Raw genomic sequence first — 19899 nt, 5'->3', positions numbered from 1 at the left:
CGCTCCTTACTTGGCGGGTTCCGCAGCGGGCTTTTCTTGAGTCGCCGGCTGGCTGCCCGGCGGCGCCCAGGGCACGGCCTTGACCGGCGTGCCCGGGGGCATCATCTGCAGCTTCTGGAAACCGTCGACCATCACCTGCTCGCCGGCCTTCAGGCCGTCGAGCACGACCCAGCGGCCGCCCTGCTGGCCGCCCACCTTGACCGGGCGCTGCTCGACCTTGCCGTCCGCGCCGACCACCGACACCGTGTCGCCTTGCGCGGTGCGCGTCACCGCCTGCTGTGGCAGGGTGATGGCGTCGCCCGCCACCGCCTGCTCCAGCCGCACGCGCACATACAGGCCCGGCAGCAACAGGCCGCCGGGATTGGGCACCTCGGCGCGCAGCGTCACCTGACCGGTGGCCGCGTCGACGGTCAGGTCGGAGAACAGCAGCTTGCCCGGCTTGGCGTACTCGCTGCCGTCGTCCAGCACGACCGCAACCGCCGCGGCACCCTGGCCCGCGCCCTTGAGCTGGCCCGCCTCCATGGCGCGCTTGAGCCGCATGGCCTCGGTGGCCGACTGGGTGAAGTTGACGTACAGCGGATCGACCTGCTGGATCACCGCCAGCGCGGTGGCCTCGCCCTGCCCCACCAGAGCGCCCTCGGTCACCAGCGCGCGGCCGATGCGGCCGGAGATGGGTGCCGTCACGCTGGCGTAGTTCAGGTTGATGCCCGCGGTCTGCACCGCGGCCTTGGCGGCGGCCACATCGGCCTCGGCGGCCTTTTGCGCTGCGACGGCGTTGGTGTACTCCTGCTGGCTGATCGCGTTCTCCGCCACCAGTGGCTTGTAGCGTTCGGCCACCGCGGTGGCGCTGGCCAGGTTCGCCTGGGCACGGGCCAGGCTGGCCTGCGCGCTCTGCAGCGTGGCCTGGTACGGCGCGGCGTCGATGCGGAACAGCGCCTGACCGGCCTTCACATCGCTGCCTTCCTTGAACAGGCGCTGCTGCAGGATGCCGGCCGCACGGGCCCGCACCTGCGCCACGCGCGAGGCCTCCAGCCGGCCAGGCAGCTCGGTCTGCAGGCCGACATCACCGGGCTGCACGGTCACCACGCCCACCTCCGGCGCGGGCATGCCCCCGCCCGGTGCGCCGCCACCGGCGGGCGGCGCGTCGGCCTTGCCGCAGGCGACCAGCGCAGCCACCAGCGGCAGCAGCAGGAAGGTCTGGCGCAGGCGCGCGCCGGAAGATGTGCGCGCCGCAGGCGGCGTGAGAGAAACAGGGGATGAAGCGGGCATGAAGAACCTCATGAGCGGCGGATGAAGACGGAACCGGAACGGACACGCCATGCTGCGCAAAGCGCAAGCCAGCGTTGCCGGAGGGGTCGCAGTATACATACAGACACGAATGTATGTATATTCGCGGGGTTATTTCATCAAACCGACACGCCACCATGGTCCGACGCACCAAGGCCGACGCCGAAGCCACCCGCACCGCCCTGCTGGATGCGGCCGAACAGCTGTTCCAGGCCAACGGGGTCTCGCGCACCTCGCTGCAGGACATTGCCAGCGCGGCCGGCACCACGCGCGGCGCCATCTACTGGCACTTCCAGGACAAGGCCGACCTGTTCAACGCCATGATGGACCGGGTGACGCTGCCCCTGGAGCAATCAACCTATGCCGCGCAGGCGGTGGAGGCACCGCTGCAACAGATCCGGGCATCGGTCCTGATCGCCCTGCACAAGACCGCCACCGATGAACAGGCCCGCCGCGTCTTTGAAATCGCCACGCAGCAGGTCGAGTACAACGGGGAAATGCTCGCGGTGCGCGAACGCAAGCTGCGCTGGCGCGACGAATACCTGGGCTACCTGACGCATGAATTCGAGACCGCCGCGGCCGAAGCCCGCATCACTCTCCCTGTCGGCGCGCGGACCGCGGCACTGGGCCTCAAGGCCATCCTCACCGGCCTGCTGGACAACTGGCTGCTGGACACCCGTGACTTCGACCTGGTCGAAGTCGGCACCCAGGTGATGGACCGCTACCTCACGGGGCTGGGCTTTGCCCCGGCTTCGACGCCCGCTCCGGCACCAGCCCCTCGGGCTGCGGCGCGCGCGAAGGCAGCGACAGGTGCAACGCGGCCTGCGCCAGCAGGTTCGCCGATACCGGCGCGCTCACGAAAACGAACAGCGTGATCAGCAACTCGGCCACACCCGGGCTCCCCTGCCCCCACCCCAGCACCAGCGAGGCCAGCAGCACGCCCCCCACGCCCAGCGTGGACGACTTGGTCGGTGCGTGCAGCCGCATGTAGAAATCGGGCAGGCGCACCATGCCGATGGCGCCCACCAGCAGGAAGAAGGCGCCGACCACGATCAGGATCGCGGCCGCCCATTCGATGACCGGGTTCAGTTCCATCGTCTCACTCCACCACGTCACCACGGCTGAGATAGCGCGCCAGCGCCACCGTGCCGGCAAAACCCAGCAGCGCCACGATCAGCGCGGCCTCGAAGAGCAGCGGCGTCCGCCAGCGCAGCCCCAGCAGCACCACCAGAGCCACCAGGCCGAGGTAGAGCGTGTCCAGCGCCAGCACGCGGTCGACCACGGTGGGGCCGCGCAACAACCGCCAGCCGCACAGCAGCACGGTCAGGGTCACGGCGCCGATGCCGATGCTCAGCGCGATCTGCAGGATGCTCATGCCGCGCCCTCCCCCTCCAGGCCAAAGACCGCCATCAGCGGCGCTTCGTAGCGGGCCTTCATGTCGGCCACCATGCCGGCCGCGTCGTCGCAGTTGAGCGCGTGCACCCAGATGCAGCGCGCCGCCTCGTCCACCACGGCCGAGACGGTGCCCGGCGTCATGGTGATGATGCTGGCGAACAGCGCGTTCACGCGGTGGTGGTCGCAGGCCAGCGGCACCCTCAGCCAGGCGGGCTGCGGGCGGCTCATGGGACCGAGCACCAGTCGGGCCACCGTGATGTTGGACACCACGATGTCCCAGGTCACGACGAAAGTCAGGCGGACCGCAGCGCTCCAGCGGATCGGGCTGCCCGCGGGCAGCAGGCCGCTCATCAGCCGCGCCACCACCAGGCCCAGCAGCGCCGCCGAGAGCAGGTGCGCCGGCTCCAGGCTGCGCGAGAGCGCCAGCCAGCAGGCCGCGAGCAGAAGGGACAGCACCGGGTGGGCAAACCAGCCGCGGCGGCGATCGAGGGTGTCGGACTTCACGGTTGCTTCTCCTGCGAGGGGGTGGCGCGCTGGCCGTCGTAGGGCCGCATGCTGGGCTGCGCGGTCGAGCCCAGCACCGCGCGCACATAGTCGGCCGGGGCTGCGAGCTGCGCCGCCGCGGCATCGGTGTAACGCTTGACGGGCGAGGCCAGCGCGGCCAGCCCCAGCGTCAGTGCCATGAAGGCCCAGACCGGCGCCAGCATCCAGCGGCTGGATCCCGAGCCCTGCGCACCGGCAACCGGCTGGACATGCCAGAACAGGATGACGCCCGCGCGGGCCAGCCCCACCAGGGTCAGGAAGCCGACCACCAGCACCACGCTCCAGACCCAGACCTGCGCCGCCAGCCCACTGCTGGCCCCCAGCACCATGAGCTTGCCCAGAAACCCCGGCAGCGGCGGCAGCCCGGCGGCCGATGCAGCGCCGAACAGCATCATCACGCCCAGCAGCACCGGCTCGCGCATGGCGTGGGCGGGCTGCAGCCGATCGCGCATCTCCCCACGCTGGGCGGCCATCAGCTCCACCAGCAGGAACAGGCCCGCGATGACGATGGTGCTGTGCAGCGTGTAGTACAGCGCCGCCGACAACGCCGCGGGGGTGAACAGCCCGACACCGGCCAGGATGGTGCCGACGGACGACACCGTGAGGTAGGCCACGAGGCGCGCCAGACTGTGAGCCGCCAGCGCGCCCAGCACGCCGAGCATGCTGGTGGCCAGCGCCAGCGGCAGCAGCCAGTCGGCCACCGTGAGCGCGGCGCCCGCCGCCTCGGCCCCGAAGAGCTGCCAGTGCACGCGGACGATGCTGTAGACCCCCACTTTGGTCATGATGGCGAACAGTGCCGCCACCGGCGCACTGGCGGCCGCGTAGGCGCCGGGCAGCCAGAAGTACAGCGGCAGCATGGCCGCCTTCAGCCCGAACACCACCAGCAGCACGAAGGCCGCGGACCGGGCGAACAGCAGGGTGTCGCCCTGCAGCAGGGCCAGGCGCTGGCCCACGTCCGCCATGTTCAGCGTGCCGGTGGCCGCATAGACCAGCGACAGGCCGATGAGGAACAGGCCCGAGGCCACCAGGTTGAGCACCACATAGTGCACGCCCATGCGGAAGCGCTCGCGGCCCTGTCCATGCACCAGCAGCACGTAGGACGCGATCAGCAGCACCTCGAAGAACACGAACAGGTTGAACAGGTCGCCGGTGAGGAACGCCCCCGCCAGGCCCATGAGCTGGAACTGGAAGATGGCGTGGAAGTAGCGGCCCCGTCCGTCCCAGCCGGCCGCCGCGTACCAGAGCACCGGCAGCGCGACCAGGTAGGTCAGCAGCACCATCAGGGCCGAGAGCCGGTCCACCACCATGACGATGCCGAACGGCGCCGGCCATTCCCCCAGGCGGTAGACCAGCAGCTCGCCCGCGGTCGCGTGCAGCACCATGCCGATGGCGGTGACAAGCCCCATCAGCGCCGAAACCAGGCTGATGAAACGGCGCCAGGCCAGCGGCGCATCGTCGTGCGCGCCGCCCTGCGCGGCCATGCCGCCGGCATCGCCGATCAGCAGCAGGACCACCGCCGTCAGCAGCGGCAGCACCACCGACAGCACCGGCGCGTGCTGCAGCCAGAAATCGAAGAGCGGCCCGGCGGCGCTCATGCACGCGGCCTTCCGGGCTCTTGGCCGTCGACGTGGTCACTGCCGCTCTCGTGCCGGCTGCGCAGCGCCAGCTCCACCACGAAGCCCGTGGTCGCGAAGCCGATGACGATGGCCGTGAGCACCAGCGCCTGCGGCAGCGGATCGGCCACCGGCCCTTCGCCCACCAGCACCGGCGCGGCGTTGGTCCAGAGGCGGCCCATCAGGAAGATGAAGACATTGACGGCGTAGCCGAACAGCGACAGCCCCAGCACGACGGGGAAGCTGCGCCCGCGCAGCATGAGGTAAAGGCCGGTGGCGGTGACCGCGCCCACCCCGGTGGCCAGAAGAAATTCCATGCTCATGATTGACTCCGGTTCGCCACGGCCACTGCGGGCAGTTCGCGGGACGCATGCCCCAGCACCGAGATGGTCAGCAGCGTGCCGCCCACGACCACGAGGTACACCCCCAGGTCGAACAGCGCCGCCGTCGCCAGCGGCAGCTCACCGAGCAGCGGCACGGGAGGGTGCCCGTGGGCGCTGGTCAGAAAGGGGCGGCCCAGCGCGAAGGCGCCCACGCCGGTCAGCCCGGCGATGCCCAGGCCGGAGCCGATCCAGCGCACGAAGCGGCGCCCGCCGCCCGCGTGCAGGAACTGCTCGGCGCGCGCCTGCCCCAGCGACATGAACTGCAGCACCAGCGCCACCGCGGTGATCAGGCCGGCGATGAAGCCGCCCCCGGGCAGGTTGTGACCGCGCAGGAAGATGTAGAGGCTGAACACCAGGGCCAGCGGCAGCACCACCGAGGCGGCCACGCGCAGCAGCAGCGGCTGCTGCGCAAAGGTCCAGGCGCGGCCTTCGGTGTCCATGCCGGGGCGACGCGTGCGCATGCCGTCCATCAACGCCAGCACGCCGATGGCCGCGATGCCCAGCACCGTGATCTCGCCCAGGGTGTCGTAGCCCCGGAAATCCACCAGGATCACGTTGACCACGTTGGTACCGCCGCCCTTGGGCAGCGACTGCTGCAGGAAGTACCACGAGATGGATTCGTGGTCGCGCGTGAGCAACAGCCAGGTGAGGGCCGACATGGCGGCGCCGCCGGCCAGCGCCAGCAGCGCATGCAGGCCCTTGCGCAACGCGGGCGTTTCTTTCGGACTGGTCTGCGGCAGCAGGGCCAGGCCCATGAGAAGCAGCACGGTGGAGACGATGTCCACCGAGAGCTGGGTCAGCGCCAGGTCGGGCGCAGAGAAGCCGAGGAAGGTGAGCGAAGCCGCCACACCGACCACACCCACCAGCACCACCGCCACAAAGCGTTGGTGGTGCAGGCGCACCAGTGCCCCGCAGGTGACCAGCAGCAGCGCCCACATGGCCCATGCCAGCGGCGTGGCCGGCATCTGGATCCGCTCGCCGGTGCCGATGCCGCCCTCCAGGAACGGCCGCGCGCCCAGCACGAGCGCCGCCAGCAGCAGCCAGCCCACATAGCGCTGCAACGAACCGGTTTCCAGCCGCACCGTGAGGCGGCCCGAAAGGCCAAACACGCGGTCGATCAGCCATTCGAAGATGGCGCGCCCGGTGGCGGCCCCGAACCAGTCTTCCGAGCTGATGCGGTGCAGCCGCCGGCCCTTGGCGAGCCACAGGTACAGGCCGATGCCCAACCCCAGCGCGATCGCGCTCATCAGCAGCGGCAGGTTGAAGCCGTGCCAGATCGCCAGGTGGTATTCCGGCAGCGTCCCTCCCACCAGCGCGGTGGCGGCCACGTGCACCAGCGGGCCGAAGGTGATGGCCGGCAGCAGGCCGACCCCGATGCACAGCGTCACCAGCAGCATGGCCGGCAGCTTCATGCCCAGCGGCGGCTCGTGGGGATGATCGTTCGGCACATCGCCGAGTTCGCCGTTGAAGCAGGTGTCGTGCACGAAGCGCAGCGAATAGGCCACGCTGAACACGCCGGCCAGCGTCACCAGCACGGGCACCAGCCAGGCGTAGGCATCACCCGTCAGAGCGCTGCCGCCAACGACAGCCTCGGTGAAGAACATCTCCTTGGACAGGAAGCCGTTGGTCAGCGGCACACCGGCCATGGACGCGGCCGCCACCATGGACAGCGTGGCCGTCCAGGGCATGAACTTCCACAGCCCGCCCAGCTGGCGCATGTCGCGCGAACGGGTCTCGTGGTCGACGATGCCTGCGATCATGAACAGCGAGGCCTTGAAGGCCGCGTGGTTGAGCACGTGGAACACCGCCGCCACCGCGGCCAGCGGCGAACCCAGGCCGATGAGGAACACCACCAGGCCCAGGTGGCTGACGGTGGAGTACGCCAGCAGGCCCTTGAGGTCGTGTTTGAAGATGGCAATGAAGGCCGCAAACAGCACCGTGGCCAGGCCGGCCGCACTGACGATGATCTCGAAATGCCCGGTGCCGGCCAGCACCGGGTACAGGCGCATCAGCAGGAACACGCCGGCCTTGACCATGGTGGCCGAGTGCAGGTAGGCCGAGACCGGCGTGGGCGCGGCCATGGCGTCGGGCAGCCAGAAATGGAACGGGAACTGCGCGCTCTTGGTGAAGGCGCCCAGCAGGATCAGCAGCAGCGCGGGCACGAAGCGCGCATCGGCCTGGATGGCCGCCACGTTCGCCGCCATGGCGCTGATCTCGTAGGTGCCCGCAATCTGCCCCAGCAGCACGAAGCCGCCCAGCATCGCCAGCCCCCCGCCGCCGGTCACGGCCAGCGCCTGCCGCGCCCCGGCGCGCGCATCGGCGCGGTGGCTCCAGAAACCGATCAGCAGAAAGGACGAGACGCTGGTCAGCTCCCAGAACACCACCAGCAGCAGCAGGTTGTCCGACAGCACCACACCCAGCATGGCGGCCATGAACAACATCATGAAGCTGTAGAACTTGCCAGCCGAGTCCTCGGGCGCAAGGTAGTAAGCCGCGTACTGCACGATCAGCAGGCCGATGAACAGGATCAGTCCGGCGAACATCAGCGACAGGCCGTCGAGCCGGAAGCTCAGCGCCAGGCCGATCTCGGGCACCCAGGGCCAGGCGTTCATCACCGCCTGGCCGTCGAACACCGCTGGTGCCTGGGCCAGCAGCAGCGCCAGCGACGCGGCGGTGACCAGGCCCGCGGCGACGGCGGTGAGGGGGCGGGACCTTGAACCGAGCCAGGCGGTGGCCACGGTCCCGAGCAGCAGAGGCAACAAGACGATCAGCAAGAGCACGGTGCGTCCTTCGGGTGTGCGGGCATTCTAGGGAGCACCATCCGACCCGTGAATTCCGCGGGGCTTGCCGGCACTCAATCGAGCCGCTGTGTCGACGGCGCCGACCGGCGCATGCGCCAGGCTAGGCGCGAGCCGGCGCCCACGGCGAAGCCGACTGTCCAGAACACGCCGCTCACGCCCACCAGCACCCCCGCCGACCCGAACAGCAGCGGCATCACCACGCTGGAGCCGTTGATGGCCATGGAACGCAAGCCCAGCGCCTCGCCGTGCCGGTGTTTGGGCGTGATCTGGTGCAGGGTGCTCATCACCATGGGCTGTACAGAACCGAGGGCCAGGCCCAGCAGCACCGAGAGCAGCCCCATCAGCCAGGCCGTGTGCACCAGCGGGTAGAACGCGAACAGCAGCGCGGTGCTGACCATGGCAGCGCCGATCACCGTGCCTTCGTGCAGCCGCGAAGCCAGCCAGGGCATGACCAGCCGGATCGCCGTGGCCGCGAGGGCGAAGGCCCCGAGGATGGAACCGATCACCGTGGCCGACAGCCCCCGCTCATGGCCCAGCACCGGCACGAGGAAGGTGTGCACGTCCCAGCACGAGGCCAGCAGCCAGTTCATCAGCATGAGGTCGCGAAACGGCTTGTCGCGCAGCAGGTCCCAGGACGACTGGCGCCGCGGCGCTTCGTCGGTGACGGCTGCGGGATGGTCGGGGACGCGCCGCACCCACCACCAGGCCAGCGAAGGCAGCAGGGCCATCAGCAGATAGGCGGCCCTGAAGCCGCTGGCGTCGATGAGCAGGCCCGCCAGAAACGGCCCGAGGAAGTTGGAGATGGAAGGTCCCACCGCGACCCAGCTGAACACCTGGCGCAGCTCGGTCGCGTCGCTGGCCATGTGCCCCACGTGCCGCTGGAGCGCGATCATGGCCAGGCAGACCGCGGCGCCGCTGGTGATCGCCGTCAGGCACAACACACCGAACTGGGGCCAGGCGACCGAACTGAGGCCCCCGGCCGTCGCCACCACGCTGGCCAGCACAAACGGGCGCTGCAGGCCATGGTGCTCGGCATAGCGCCCCGCCGGCAGGGCCAGGACCACCTGGGCCAGCGCGAACAGCGCCAGCAGCACACCGACCGCAGCGGCGCTGTGGCCCTCGCGCAGCGCCATCAGCGGCGCGGCCATGCGAAAACCGGTCATGCATGCGTGCACGCAGATCTGCGCGCCGATCAGGCGGACCAGGGCGGTGCGGGTGCCGGGCCTCAAGCCGGATCGCCGTCGGCGCTGTCCAGCGGCAGCAGCGACTGCGCGCGGTCCTGCGGCAGGGCCTCGACGGTCTTGAGCGCGCGGCCCATGGCGCGGCTGCGCACCTCGGCCGCGTCCAGGGTGTTGAGCACGGTCTGGGTCTGGTTCTTGACCTTGGCCAGTACATCACCGAACTTGCCGAACTCGGTCTTGACCGCGCCCAGCACCTGCCAGACCTCGCTGCTGCGCTTCTCCAGTGCCAGCGTGCGAAAGCCCATCTGCAGCGAGTTGAGCATGGCCATCAGCGTGGTCGGCCCGGCCAGCGTGACGCGGTGATCCCGCTGCAGCGCCTCCATGAGGCCCGGGCGGCGCAGCACCTCGGCGTACAGGCCCTCAGTGGGCAGGAACAGGATGGCGAAGTCGGTGGTGTGCGGAGGCTCCAGGTACTTCTCGGCCATCGACCTCGCTTCGAGGCGGATGCGCTGTTCCAGACCGCGCGCGGCGACTTCAGCCCCTTCCGCGTCCGCGCGCTGCTGCGCGTCCAGCAGGCGCTCGTAGTCCTCGTTGGGGAACTTCGCGTCGATGGGCAGCCAGCACGGCGCACCATCGTCGCCCCGCCCCGGCAGGCGAATTGCGAAGTCCACCATGTTGCGGCTGCCCGGGCGCGTGGCCACCTGGGTCGCGTACTGGTCGGGCGCAAACACCTGCTCCAGCAACGCGCCCAGCTGCGCCTCACCGAACATGCCACGCGTCTTCACATTGCTCAGCAGGTGCTTGAGGTCGCCCACGCCCTGCGCCAGGTTCTGCATCTCGCCCAGGCCCTTGTGCACCTGCTCCAGCCGCTCGGCCACCTGCTTGAAGCTTTCGCCCAGGCGCTGCTCCAGCGTGGCGTGCAGCTTCTCGTCCACCGTGGCGCGCATCTCGTCGAGCTTGGCGGCGTTGCTGGTCTGCAGCTGGGCCAGCTGCGTCTCCAGCGTGGCGCGCACCTCGGCCAGGCGGCGGGCGTTGGCCTCGCTCAGGTCCTGCAGCTGGCGCGTGAGCGTGTCGCCCAGCGTGCCGCGCAGCTGCACCAGCTGCTGCGCGAAGGCGTCGATCTGCGCGTTCTGGGTGCGGGTGGTCTCGGCGCCCTGGCGCACCAGCGTGTCCTGGAAGGTGGCCAGGGTCTGCTGGATCTCCAGCCGGCCGGTGCGCGCGCTGTCACCGACCTCCCGGCGCAACTCGCCCTCGACGCGCTCGATGCGCAGTTCGGTGGCCGCGCCCTGCTGCTGCAGCAGGGCCAGCAACTGCTGGCGGTGCACCGCCTCCTCGTCGTTCGCAGGCGGCCGGCGCAACAGCAGCCACAACAGGCACAGTGCGTTGAGCACGCCCAGGGCCAACAGGATCCAGATCAGCAGTCCATCGGTCATCCGCGCATCGTACCGTTCCTCAGGCGAAGAACAGCCAGGTCATCAGCGCGAACAGCGGCACCAGGATGCCCACCGACCACGCCATGTAGCCGAAGAAGCTGGGCATCTTCACACCACGGTCCTCGGCGATCGCCTTGACCATCAGGTTGGGCGCGTTGCCGATGTAGCTGTTGGCGCCCATGAACACCGCACCGGCCGAAATCGCCACCAGCGTCGGCGCCAGCGTGGTCATCAGCACCTGCGCGTCGCCACCGGCGGTGTTGAAGAACACCAGGTAGGTCGGCGCGTTGTCGAGGAAGGAGCTCAGGATGCCGGTCGCCCAGAAGTACATCGCCGGGTTCGGCGAGCCGTCGGGGTTGGTCACCGCCCGCACGATGGCGCCGAAAGGCCCGTCCACACCCGCCTTGAGCATGGCGATCACCGGGATGATGGTCAGGAAGATGCCGGCGAACAGCTTGGCCACCTCCTGCATCGGCCCCCAGCTGAACTGGTTGTCGGCGTGCACGCTGCCGGGCGTGAGTTGGAGCGAGGCCACGGTGATCGCGATCAGGCCGAGGTCGCGCACGATGCCGGGCAGGCCGACCTCGGTGCCGGCAATGTTGAAGACCACCTCGGACTTCCACAGGCCGCTCATCAGCACCAGACCGACCACTCCGGCCAGCAGCAGGAAATTGACACCGCCGTCAAAACCGAAGCGGCGATCATCCGGGGTCGGGTCGGCGGGACGGAACTCCTCCCGCTTGTGGTAGTACCACCAATCCAGCGCGTAGAACAGCACGAGCAGGGTACCGACCAGGAACAGCGTTTCCGGAAAGATGTGCGTCAGGGTCCAGCTGAACTCCACGCCCTTGAGAAAGCCCAGGAACAACGGGGGGTCGCCCAGCGGCGTGAGCGAGCCGCCGGCGTTGGAGACGATGAAGATGAAGAACACCACCACATGCACCACATGCTTGCGGTTGTCGTTGGCACGGATCAGCGGGCGGATCAGCAGCATCGAGGCTCCGGTGGTGCCCATGAAGCTGGCCAGCACCGCGCCGATGGCAAGGATGCCGGTGTTCAGCCCGGGGCGGCCTTGCAGGTTGCCCTTGATGTAGATGCCGCCGGCCACGGTGAACAGGGCTGTGAGCAGGATGATGAAGGGGATGTACTCCGCCAGCAGCGCGTGCACCACGCCCGCGCCCGCCACGCCCGGGCCGAACGCCACCGCGAACGGCACCAGGAAGGCCAGCGCCCAGGCCGCCGACACCTTGCCGAAGTGGTGATGCCAGAAGATGGGGGCGACCAGCGGAATGATCGCGATCGACAGCAGGATGCCGGCAAACGGCACGCCCCACAGCACCGACAACTGGGCGCCATCCAGATCGGCGGCCCAGGCGAGCGACGGCAACAATGTGAAGGCAGCGGCTGCCCAACGGGCGCTTCTTGATGTCATGGTGTTTGTCTCCTCGGAAAGCGCGATTATTTCCTGCATGGCCGACGAGGCGGCTGAAGGCCGGCTGACACCCCGTCGATAGAATGCGCCGATTCCCTGAACCCCTCCGGAGTCCCGAATGAGCGTCTACGACAAGCTGAACCAGTTGGCCATCACCCTGCCCCCTGTCGCCATCCCCGCCGCCGCCTACGTGCCGTTCGTGCAGTCCGGCAACCTGGTCTTCCTCAGCGGCCACATTGCCAAAAAGGACGGCAAGCCCTGGGTGGGTCAGCTCGGCCTGACGATGACCACCGAAGAAGGCAAGGCGGCCGCGCGCGCCATCGCCATCGACCTCATGGGCACCCTGGCCGCCGCCTGCCTGGCGGCGGGCAAGACCCTGGACGACGTCAAGCGCATCGTCAAGGTCATGAGCCTGGTCAACAGCACCGGCAGCTTCACCGAACAGCACCTCGTCACCAACGGTTGCAGCGAGCTGCTGGGCGAGGTGTTCGGTCCGCAGGTGGGCGCCCACGCCCGCAGCGCCTTTGGCGTCGCACAGATTCCTCTGGGCGCCTGTGTGGAAATCGAGCTGATCGCCGAACTGGCTTAAAAGACTCGAAGCCCGTGCCGCCAGCCCGGCGGTTCACGCCACCGGCGCCCGGACGGGCCTAGGCCTTGTCCAGCACCAGGAGCCAGTGCCCGTACCAGAGCGTGTTGAAGCGGTCGCGCCGGCTCACGCGCATGCCGCTGCGCACAGCCCATGCTTCCACCTGCCCGGCATCCACATGCTCGACCCACTGGCGCGCCATGACGAGGTCGTGCATCTGGTTGGCGGCGGCGCGCCAGCGGGGCCGCACCACCATGTCCTTGACGATCAGCCGCCCACCCGCCGGGACCACATCACACAACGAGGCCACAAAGGCCGCCTTGTGCTGGTCCGGGACATGGTGAAGCACGTCGACGACCGTCACCACCTCGTGCCCCAGTTCCGGGATTCCCTGCTCGATGCTGCGGTGTTCGAATCCGACGACCTGGGAGAGGCGGTGCTCGTTGGCCACCTGGTTGGCCACAGCCACAGCCGGACCGGCCACATCGAAACCATGCCCCTGGCGAATCCGCCCGAGGCTGGCCAGCAGGTTCAGGAGCAGTCCGTTTCCGCAGCCGACATCCAGCACCGCGGACTGATGCGGCACTTCGTGGATCACTTCGTGCAGCGGACAGATGTGTGAGCGGTACTCCTGCATCAGACGCACCTTGGCACTGGGTACGCCCGCGTAAAGGGGAGCGGCCAGCCGCTGGATGGCCGAAGGGGTCAGGGTGTTCGGGATGGACATGGGTGTGAGGCTGGCCAAGGGTCACTGAAGAGACTGGCGAGGGGCGGGAGCGGCCCCCGGTCGCCAGGCGGCCAGTTGTGCCAGGCCCAGCCCGGCCAGCATGGCCCACTGGCCGGCAAATGCCAGGTGGTACCGCTCCTGGGACACCACCACCATGTGGATGGCAGTGAAATACAGAATGCTCAGCGTGACCGGCGAAAACAGGGTCGCGAGGAAGCCGACCCTGCGCAGCGACGACCACAGGCCCACGGCCACGAGCAGACAGATCAGCGCCCATGTGGCCTGCGTGAGGCGCTTGAGCCTCTGCTCCCAGGTCTCGCCGAACACCTGCCGGATACCCGGTGAATTCCAGCCCACGCCCACCGATTCGTTGGCGTACAGGATCACCAGCTTCTTGACCGCCCGTGCCGCGAAAGCCACCGGGTCCTGGAGGATGTAGGCCCTGGCCTCCTGCCCGAGCACTTTCGCCCGTTCGTTTTCAGACAGGTGGCTGTATTTCTTGGGTGTCGACATGTAGCGCCCGTCGGTGCCCGGCGTGTTGCCCATCCAGAGCGTGATGCCGCCGTTGCTGGAGATCAGCATCGGCTCGTCGTACAGCTGGTGGTTGCGCCATGTCCACGGGGCGACCACCACGGCCATGGCGATGCCGGCCAGAACCACGCACCGGATCTGCTCCAGCCATGCGGTCCGCCCCGCGCGGTGCATCAGCACCAGCCCGCCGGCATACACCAGTGGCAGCAGCAGCGCCTGCGGACGGACGAGCGCGGCGAAGCCCAGCACCAGACCCGCCAGCAGCGCCCTGGCGGTGAGCCCGAGCCTGGGGAAAGTCCACAGGTCCAGCGCCAACAGGGTCAGAAACAGGAAGGGCAGTTCGCTCGCCAGGATGGTCGGGTACATGACAAGCGTGGGCCAGACGGCCAGGACCAACGCGCTCAGCACGGCCACTGTCTGCCCCCAGAAGCGGGCTGCCAGTCGCGCCGTCACCACGACGATGCCCAGGGACAGCGCAATGTTCATCGCAACGATGGGCTCGTAACGAATGCCGAACAGCGCAAACATCGACGCGTGCAGGAACGTGGTGCCCGGCGGCCAGAACGACGTGGGGTGGTCGGGCTCCCAGCCGAAGGTGCCGTGCTGCACCAGGGTGCGGGCAAACGCGTCGTAAGCCTCGCCGTCGGAGGAAGGAATGACCGGCACCCACCAGGCCCAGATCAGGCGCAGCGACAGCGCCAGGGCGATCACGAACCACAGGGACCGCGTCCATCGCAACTCTTCGGGCCCGGCATCGGTTGGTCGGTTGTTCATGCGTCGGTGAAACAAAGAAAGGTTCGGATGAGGCGGTGGCACGGCCTCACAGCTGCAGCAGGGTGGCGCCCATCAGGATCACCGCCACCACAGCACCCGTGGCCCAGGTCTCAGGGTCCGTGGCGGCGAAGAAGATGGGATCTTCGTCCATGTACCCCCGGGCCGTGACCACCCACAGGCGGGTGACCCAAAGCAGCATCAGGGGCGCGATCAGCCACAGGACTTGCGGTGAGCGGTACAGCTGCGAGACCTCGGTGCTGTGGATGTACAGGGCCAGCACCAGCACCGACAGATAGCCACTGGCGGCGCCCAGGCTCTGCAGCACCACGACGTCTTCCGTCGCGTACTCCCTGCCCCGCAGCTTGCCCTGGGTCACGCCGGTGGCGATCTCCTTCTTCCGGACCTCGACCAGCTCGGCGACCCGCTTGACCAGGGCCAGGGAGAGAAAAATGAACATCGAAAACGCGAGCAGCCAGAACGACAGGCTGATGCCGGTCGCCAGGGCGCCCGCGATGATCCGGAGGGTGTACAGGCCCGCGAGCACGATCACGTCCAGGCTGGCGACCCGCTTGAGCCACAGCGAATACAGCAGGGTGGTCACCAGGTAGGTGCCCAGGGCCAGCTGGAAACCCACCGGCAGCCACCACGCCAGTCCCAGACCGGAAGCCAGCAGCACCACGATGGCCGCCAGACCGGCGCGGACGTCCAGGGTTCCGGCGGCGAAGGGGCGCGCCTTTTTTTTGTGATGGTGCCGGTCGGCCTCCAGGTCGAGCAGATCGTTGATGAGGTAGGTCGCCGAGGCACACGCGCCGAAACATAGAAACGCCAGCACCGCGGCACCGAGCGCCTGCGCGTTCAGCACCTCATGGGCGGTGATGATGGGCACCAGCAGAAGCAGGTTCTTGAGCCACTGCTGCAGACGGATGGCCTTCAGCCAGGTTTTCCATTGGCCGGTTGCATTGGGAATGTCCCGGTGAGGAATGCCGAGTCCGGCCACCTGGCGCACAACCGACCGGGGCGCATTCACGGTGACCGCCCCCCCCGATCTTTGCCAGACGGGAAGGTCCACTCGCCCGTTGGCGACGTACTCGAAGCGGCCGGAACCGTACCGCTCCTCCAGTACCGCGGCCTTGTTCGCTCCGATCAGGTTGACGGTCTCCGAGGTCGCCAGCACCACATCGAACCGGCACAGGTGTTCCGCCACCTGCCGCGCCAGTGCCTCGTGACTGCCCGTCACCAGCACCACCGGCCGGCCCTGCCGCCTGGCGCGGTCCACCAGGTCGAGCACGTCGGGGTGGTAGGGCAGCACCGTCACGTCGAGCTGTCCCGCCTGGATCAGCCGGTGCTTCAGGTAGCTTCTGCCCCGCAGCAACCAGAAGGGCAGGAAGAAGATCAGCAAGGGCTGGCGCTTCAGCGCGGCCAGCAGCGACTCGAACGTCAGATCCGTGCGAATCAGCGTTCCATCCAGGTCGACACACAGGGGTTGCGCGACCGACGTACCTGCCGGATTGAGCGTCATGGCGGGAGTATATTCGGCGATTCTTGATTCTTTTTTGTTATCCCACAGCGGGATGACCCCTCCGTGAACCGTTCAACGCTGCTGCTCATCGTGGCCAATGTGGTCATGACCTCCCTGGCGCAAATCGTCCTCAAAACGGGCATGAGCGCGCCTGAAGTGGCGCGCGCCCTGGCCGACGGACTTCGCCTGCCGGCTCTGGTGACGGTGCTGTTCCATCCATGGGTGGTTGTGGGCCTGGGCCTGTATGCCGGTGCCGCCCTGGTCTGGCTCCTGGTCCTGTCCCGGGTCGAGGTCAGCCTGGCATATCCGTTTGTCGGGCTGGGGTTCGTGGTCACGATGGTGCTGGCCTGGGCTTTCCTCGGTGAGGCCGTCACCCTGACGCGTCTGGCGGGCACTTTGCTGATCGCCGCAGGCATCGTGGTGCTCGCAAGGACCTGAGCGCCTCCGCAGCCGCCATGCAAAAGAGGCTCACAAGGAGCCTCTTTCTTTGGGATCGCGGCGCAGAGCCGTTCCGACCGGCGCCGATCAGACCTTGGCGGCCTTCTTGGCGAGTTCGGACGCCTGCTTGGACGCGGCGGCGAAGTTGGCCTGTGCCTGGGTGGTGGCCTTCTTGATCGCGGCCTGGGTCTGCTCCACGGCCTTCTGCCCGTTGCTCAGGGCGCTCTGGAGAGCGGCCACGGCGGCTTCGGAACCGGCCGGCGCGTTCTTGACCAACTGGTCCACCGAGGCGCCGACGGCCTTCTGGGCTTCGGCAAGGTGGGCCTCGAACTGCTTGACGAACTCGGCGCTGCCTTCGTTGGCGATGCTCTGCACATGCTGGAAGTAGGCGGCCGACTTCTCTGCGAAGGGCTGGAAGAAGCCGGTCTGCACGGTCATGAACTCCTGCGGGGTCTTGACGGCCAGCACCGCCTGGGCATAGCCGAAGGACTCTCCCAGCGCGGCCTTGGAAGCGGCCAGGTTGAGTTCAACCAGCTTCTCCACACCCGCAAAGGCTTTGGTGGTGGCGCCTTCGAGGGCTTCAAGATTGGCTTTGCTGGCGGCGGCGAACTGTTCTGCGGGGTTGCTCATGATGGTGTCCTTGAAGAAAAGGTTGAGGGAGCCGCCCCGTGCAAACACCCGGCAGACCGGTTTATGTTGCAGTGCAGCATGGACGTGATTCTAGGGTCAAATCAGGGCTTGGCAAGCTTTTTTGCTGCGATGCAGCAAATCTAGAGATCCGTCCCCAAATCGGGCCGCCGGTGCCCCGGAGCCGCCCGGACCGCTGAGGTCCTCAGAACCAAGTCGTGACCGCATCCACCACCTGGTACCCCTCGTCCACCACCGGCAACCAGCGCCATTTGTCGAAGGTGGTGCAGGGGTGCGAGATGCCGCTGGCCACGGTCTCACCCAGCCGCGGCCGCTCGGCCAGGGGGGCGGCGGCGTCGTAGCGCAGGTAGGCGTGCTGATCGTTGAGCGCATCGATGCGCCAGTGGGCCGGCACCGCCAGCGGTGCGCCGCCGTGGCCGTCCGAGCGCCACAGCGGCTGCGGCAGGTCCAGGTCGTAGGCCACGTCTCGCTTGCCCATGGACAGCAGCGCCAGGCCCGGCTCGGGCTGGCTCTGCACGCAGGCCAGCACCTCCAGCGCGGGCTTGAGCGTTTCCTTCAGGTTCAGGCGCTCGCCCACGCAGCACAGGTAGCGGGTGTAGCGCTGGTGGTCGTGCGTGAGGTAGCAGCCCGAACGCAGCACGCCGCGCACCGGACGGCCCAGGTCGGGCAGCAGGCGCTCGGCCACCAGGTCGAAGATGGCCGAGCCGCCCGCCGTGAGGACGATTTCTTCGTGCGCGAACCAGCCCCGGGCGATGGCCTTGCGCGCCGTGGCCTCGACACGGTCCATCAGCCCCTGCACGGTGGCGCGGTCCCTGGCGTGGTCGCAATAGGCCGTCGTGCCTTCGTAACACTCGATGCCCGCGAGTTGCAGCACCGGGCTGGCGGCAATGCGCGCCGCGGTCCGCCGCGCCTCTTCGGCAGTGCGGGTGCCGGTGCGCTGGCCGGCGATGCCCAGTTCCAGCAGCACCTCGAAGTGGCCGCAGAACGCGCGGTCGGCGGCCCAGGCTTCGATGGCGTCCACCTGCCCCACCGAATCGACCAGGAACATCGAGCGCAACCCCGGGCATTCGGTGTGCAGGCCGGCGAGCGCGTCCAGCTCGGCGCGCTGCACCACCTGGTTGGCGATCAGCAGCACCGGCACACCGTGGCGCGCGCCGATGGCCGCCTGGAACACGGTGGCGAAGCTGATGCCCCAGGCCCCGGCGTCCAGCTGCAACTGCCACAGCTCGGGCGACATGCTGGTCTTGCCATGCGGCGCCAGAAACAGGCCGCGCTGGGCACAGAAGTCGCGCATCCAGTGCAGGTTGTGCATCAGCTCGCGCCGACGGACGACGGCCAGCGGCAGCGCCAGGTCGCCGCGCAGCAGCTGCCAGCCCTGGGCCCGGATCTGCTCGCGGGTGAGTGGTGCGCCACCGGTGGGGAAGCCTTTGAGGTGGTGGCCGAAGACGGCGCCGGGAGTTGTCATGGGCGGTTCAGGGTTCAGTCGAGTGGCCACTGCAGGGCTTTGGGCAGGTTCTTCGGAGGCTGATCGGGCTCGACCACGGGCGCCGGGCCGACCTTGCTCTCGACGCGCCGCCACCACGGGTCGGCGCGCTCCACTTGCGCCGGCTCGACGGCCTGGCCCAGCTGGGGCATCAGCAGCGGCGCCCCGTGCTTGTCGGCCAGCGCGTGCAGCACCTCGGCCGGCTGGTCCCAGGCGTGCATCGCCAGGCTGAACGTGCCCCAGTGCACCGGAAGGAACACGCCGCCGCCCAGCAGCGCATGGGCCTTCATGGCGTTCTCGGGCCCGAGGTGGATGTCGCCCCAGGCGGGGTGGAAGGCGCCGATCTCCAGCATCACCAGGTCGAACGGACCCAGGCGCTGGCGGATCTCGGCGTAGGCGTCGGTCAGGCCGGTGTCGCCGCTGAAAAACACACTGTGCTTCTCTGACCGGACCACCAAGGAAGACCAGAGCGTGGCGTTGCGGTCCTTCAGCCCTCTGCCCGAGAAGTGCTGCGAGGGCGCGGCGGTGACAGTCACTTCGCTGCCCGGCAGGCGGTGTTCTTCCCACCAGTCGAGTTCGGTGATGCGTTCGGCCGGCACGCCCCAGGCCTGCAGGTGCGCGCCCACGCCGAGCGAGGTCACAAAAGGCACGCCGCGCTTGTTGAGTTCGCGCACCGTGGGGTAGTCGAGGTGGTCGTAGTGGTCGTGAGAAACCAGGGCAGCGTCCACCTCCGGCAGCTCCTTGACTGTGAGCGGCACGGGCTGGAAGCGCCTGGGGCCGACCAGGGTAGACGGCGACGCGCGCGGCCCCCAGACCGGGTCGGTCAGCAGGCGCTTCCCGCCGATCTCGATCAGCACCGTGGAGTGGCCCAGCCAGGTGGCGCGCAGGCCGCTTTGCGAAGGCCGCCGCCAGCCCTCGCGCGGGTCGCTGGCGGGCAGCGGCGCCGTGGGCACGCGACGCTCGCCGCCGCAGAGAAAGTCGCGAAGGCTGGGGAACGCCGCGTTCGGGTCGCGCAGCCCTGGCGCCACCGGGTAGACGTTGTGGAAGCCCTGTCCACGCCACTGTGCCGAGGCCTGCATGCGTTCCAGCCGCTCGCCTTCGGCCCGTTTGCCCATCGACTTCATG

18 protein-coding genes and 1 pseudogene are annotated in these 19899 nt (G+C 68.7%); 3 read left to right on the top strand and 16 right to left on the bottom strand.

Annotated features, from left to right (window positions below):
* Positions 1 to 6: 6 nt before the first annotated feature.
* Positions 7 to 1269: an efflux RND transporter periplasmic adaptor subunit gene (locus RCO38_RS06620; protein ID WP_308327526.1), complete on the bottom strand. Its 1263-nt coding sequence runs from the start codon at positions 1267 to 1269 to the stop codon at positions 7 to 9.
* A gap of 113 nt (positions 1270 to 1382) precedes the next feature.
* Here RCO38_RS06620 and RCO38_RS06615 point away from each other — a divergent pair.
* Positions 1383 to 1961, top strand: a pseudogene (locus RCO38_RS06615) (TetR family transcriptional regulator); the annotation flags it as partial.
* A gap of 52 nt (positions 1962 to 2013) precedes the next feature.
* Here the strand turns inward: RCO38_RS06615 and RCO38_RS06610 are convergent.
* The 9 genes from RCO38_RS06610 to RCO38_RS06570 all read right to left on the bottom strand — a co-directional run bounded on the left by RCO38_RS06610 (position 2014) and on the right by RCO38_RS06570 (position 12068).
* Complete coding sequence (locus RCO38_RS06610; RefSeq protein ID WP_374694518.1) at positions 2014 to 2382, bottom strand: Na+/H+ antiporter subunit G; 369 nt, start codon at positions 2380 to 2382, stop codon at positions 2014 to 2016.
* A 4-nt stretch (positions 2383 to 2386) separates the two neighbouring features.
* A complete protein-coding gene (locus RCO38_RS06605; RefSeq protein WP_308327524.1) occupies positions 2387 to 2662 on the bottom strand; it encodes a K+/H+ antiporter subunit F in 276 nt (91 codons plus the stop codon).
* A complete protein-coding gene (locus RCO38_RS06600; RefSeq protein ID WP_308327523.1) occupies positions 2659 to 3186 on the bottom strand; it encodes a Na+/H+ antiporter subunit E in 528 nt (175 codons plus the stop codon). The genes RCO38_RS06605 and RCO38_RS06600 overlap by 4 nt, the downstream gene beginning before the upstream one ends.
* Positions 3183 to 4820 (bottom strand): monovalent cation/H+ antiporter subunit D, encoded by a 1638-nt coding sequence (locus tag RCO38_RS06595; RefSeq protein ID WP_308327522.1) that lies wholly within the window; start codon positions 4818 to 4820, stop codon positions 3183 to 3185. The genes RCO38_RS06600 and RCO38_RS06595 overlap by 4 nt, the downstream gene beginning before the upstream one ends.
* The gene (locus tag RCO38_RS06590; RefSeq protein ID WP_308327521.1) at positions 4817 to 5161 is read right to left on the bottom strand and encodes a Na+/H+ antiporter subunit C; all 345 of its coding nucleotides are present in this window, start codon (positions 5159 to 5161) and stop codon (positions 4817 to 4819) included. The genes RCO38_RS06595 and RCO38_RS06590 overlap by 4 nt, the downstream gene beginning before the upstream one ends.
* A complete protein-coding gene (locus RCO38_RS06585) occupies positions 5158 to 8001 on the bottom strand; it encodes a monovalent cation/H+ antiporter subunit A (protein ID WP_308327520.1) in 2844 nt (947 codons plus the stop codon). Before RCO38_RS06585 ends, RCO38_RS06590 begins: the two co-directional genes overlap by 4 nt.
* Before the next feature lie 74 nt (positions 8002 to 8075).
* The gene (locus tag RCO38_RS06580) at positions 8076 to 9251 is read right to left on the bottom strand and encodes an MFS transporter (protein ID WP_308327519.1); all 1176 of its coding nucleotides are present in this window, start codon (positions 9249 to 9251) and stop codon (positions 8076 to 8078) included.
* The gene (locus RCO38_RS06575; RefSeq protein ID WP_308327518.1) at positions 9248 to 10636 is read right to left on the bottom strand and encodes a DNA recombination protein RmuC; all 1389 of its coding nucleotides are present in this window, start codon (positions 10634 to 10636) and stop codon (positions 9248 to 9250) included. Before RCO38_RS06575 ends, RCO38_RS06580 begins: the two co-directional genes overlap by 4 nt.
* Positions 10637 to 10655: 19 nt before the next feature.
* Positions 10656 to 12068 carry a sodium:proton antiporter gene (locus RCO38_RS06570; RefSeq protein ID WP_308327517.1) on the bottom strand — a complete coding sequence of 471 codons (1413 nt, stop codon included), beginning with the start codon at positions 12066 to 12068 and terminating at the stop codon, positions 10656 to 10658.
* Positions 12069 to 12186: 118 nt separating this feature from the next.
* Here RCO38_RS06570 and RCO38_RS06565 point away from each other — a divergent pair, with 118 nt between their 5' ends.
* Positions 12187 to 12657, top strand: coding sequence for a RidA family protein (locus RCO38_RS06565; protein ID WP_308327516.1), 471 nt, complete (start codon positions 12187 to 12189; stop codon positions 12655 to 12657).
* Positions 12658 to 12715: 58 nt separating this feature from the next.
* Here the strand turns inward: RCO38_RS06565 and RCO38_RS06560 are convergent, their stop codons facing one another.
* From RCO38_RS06560 to RCO38_RS06550, 3 genes are read right to left on the bottom strand one after another with little or no spacing between them, the layout of a single operon-like run.
* Positions 12716 to 13381 (bottom strand): class I SAM-dependent methyltransferase, encoded by a 666-nt coding sequence (locus tag RCO38_RS06560; protein ID WP_308327515.1) that lies wholly within the window; start codon positions 13379 to 13381, stop codon positions 12716 to 12718.
* Between the two features lie 21 nt (positions 13382 to 13402).
* Complete coding sequence (locus RCO38_RS06555; protein ID WP_308327514.1) at positions 13403 to 14686, bottom strand: ArnT family glycosyltransferase; 1284 nt, start codon at positions 14684 to 14686, stop codon at positions 13403 to 13405.
* Positions 14687 to 14732: 46 nt separating this feature from the next.
* Positions 14733 to 16205, bottom strand: coding sequence for a UbiA family prenyltransferase (locus RCO38_RS06550; RefSeq protein ID WP_308327513.1), 1473 nt, complete (start codon positions 16203 to 16205; stop codon positions 14733 to 14735).
* Between the two features lie 63 nt (positions 16206 to 16268).
* On the opposite strand from RCO38_RS06550, the gene RCO38_RS06545 reads away from it, so the two are divergent.
* Positions 16269 to 16643 (top strand): EamA family transporter, encoded by a 375-nt coding sequence (locus tag RCO38_RS06545; protein ID WP_308327512.1) that lies wholly within the window; start codon positions 16269 to 16271, stop codon positions 16641 to 16643.
* Between the two features lie 87 nt (positions 16644 to 16730).
* Here the strand turns inward: RCO38_RS06545 and RCO38_RS06540 are convergent, their stop codons facing one another.
* The 3 genes from RCO38_RS06540 to RCO38_RS06530 form a co-directional block, all read right to left on the bottom strand.
* The gene (locus RCO38_RS06540; RefSeq protein ID WP_308327511.1) at positions 16731 to 17273 is read right to left on the bottom strand and encodes a phasin family protein; all 543 of its coding nucleotides are present in this window, start codon (positions 17271 to 17273) and stop codon (positions 16731 to 16733) included.
* A 202-nt stretch (positions 17274 to 17475) separates the two neighbouring features.
* Positions 17476 to 18756 carry an alanine racemase gene (locus RCO38_RS06535; RefSeq protein WP_308327510.1) on the bottom strand — a complete coding sequence of 427 codons (1281 nt, stop codon included), beginning with the start codon at positions 18754 to 18756 and terminating at the stop codon, positions 17476 to 17478.
* A 14-nt stretch (positions 18757 to 18770) separates the two neighbouring features.
* Positions 18771 to 19898, bottom strand: coding sequence for an MBL fold metallo-hydrolase (locus tag RCO38_RS06530; protein WP_308327509.1), 1128 nt, complete (start codon positions 19896 to 19898; stop codon positions 18771 to 18773).
* Position 19899 lies beyond the last annotated feature (1 nt).

Source organism: Hydrogenophaga pseudoflava (genome assembly GCF_031020795.1).
Classification (GTDB): Bacteria; Pseudomonadota; Gammaproteobacteria; order Burkholderiales; family Burkholderiaceae_C; genus Hydrogenophaga; species Hydrogenophaga pseudoflava_A.
Note: the sequence above shows the minus strand (reverse complement) of the source record. Positions and strands in the feature narration are given on the sequence as shown.

Excerpts from the sequence above, each read along its gene's own strand:
- RCO38_RS06550 (WP_308327513.1), bottom strand. The coding sequence starts at position 16,205 with ATGACGCTCAATCCGGCAGGTACGTCGGTCGCGCAACCCCTGTGTGTC.
- RCO38_RS06565 (WP_308327516.1), top strand. The coding sequence starts at position 12,187 with ATGAGCGTCTACGACAAGCTGAACCAGTTGGCCATCACCCTGCCCCCT.
- RCO38_RS06540 (WP_308327511.1), bottom strand. The coding sequence starts at position 17,273 with ATGAGCAACCCCGCAGAACAGTTCGCCGCCGCCAGCAAAGCCAATCTT.
- RCO38_RS06595 (WP_308327522.1), bottom strand. The coding sequence starts at position 4,820 with ATGAGCGCCGCCGGGCCGCTCTTCGATTTCTGGCTGCAGCACGCGCCG.
- RCO38_RS06530 (WP_308327509.1), bottom strand. The coding sequence starts at position 19,898 with ATGAAGTCGATGGGCAAACGGGCCGAAGGCGAGCGGCTGGAACGCATG.
- RCO38_RS06560 (WP_308327515.1), bottom strand. The coding sequence starts at position 13,381 with ATGTCCATCCCGAACACCCTGACCCCTTCGGCCATCCAGCGGCTGGCC.
- RCO38_RS06575 (WP_308327518.1), bottom strand. The coding sequence starts at position 10,636 with ATGACCGATGGACTGCTGATCTGGATCCTGTTGGCCCTGGGCGTGCTC.
- RCO38_RS06555 (WP_308327514.1), bottom strand. The coding sequence starts at position 14,686 with ATGAACAACCGACCAACCGATGCCGGGCCCGAAGAGTTGCGATGGACG.
- RCO38_RS06605 (WP_308327524.1), bottom strand. The coding sequence starts at position 2,662 with ATGAGCATCCTGCAGATCGCGCTGAGCATCGGCATCGGCGCCGTGACC.
- RCO38_RS06590 (WP_308327521.1), bottom strand. The coding sequence starts at position 5,161 with ATGAGCATGGAATTTCTTCTGGCCACCGGGGTGGGCGCGGTCACCGCC.
- RCO38_RS06620 (WP_308327526.1), bottom strand. The coding sequence starts at position 1,269 with ATGCCCGCTTCATCCCCTGTTTCTCTCACGCCGCCTGCGGCGCGCACA.
- RCO38_RS06535 (WP_308327510.1), bottom strand. The coding sequence starts at position 18,756 with ATGACAACTCCCGGCGCCGTCTTCGGCCACCACCTCAAAGGCTTCCCC.
- RCO38_RS06570 (WP_308327517.1), bottom strand. The coding sequence starts at position 12,068 with ATGACATCAAGAAGCGCCCGTTGGGCAGCCGCTGCCTTCACATTGTTG.
- RCO38_RS06610 (WP_374694518.1), bottom strand. The coding sequence starts at position 2,382 with ATGGAACTGAACCCGGTCATCGAATGGGCGGCCGCGATCCTGATCGTG.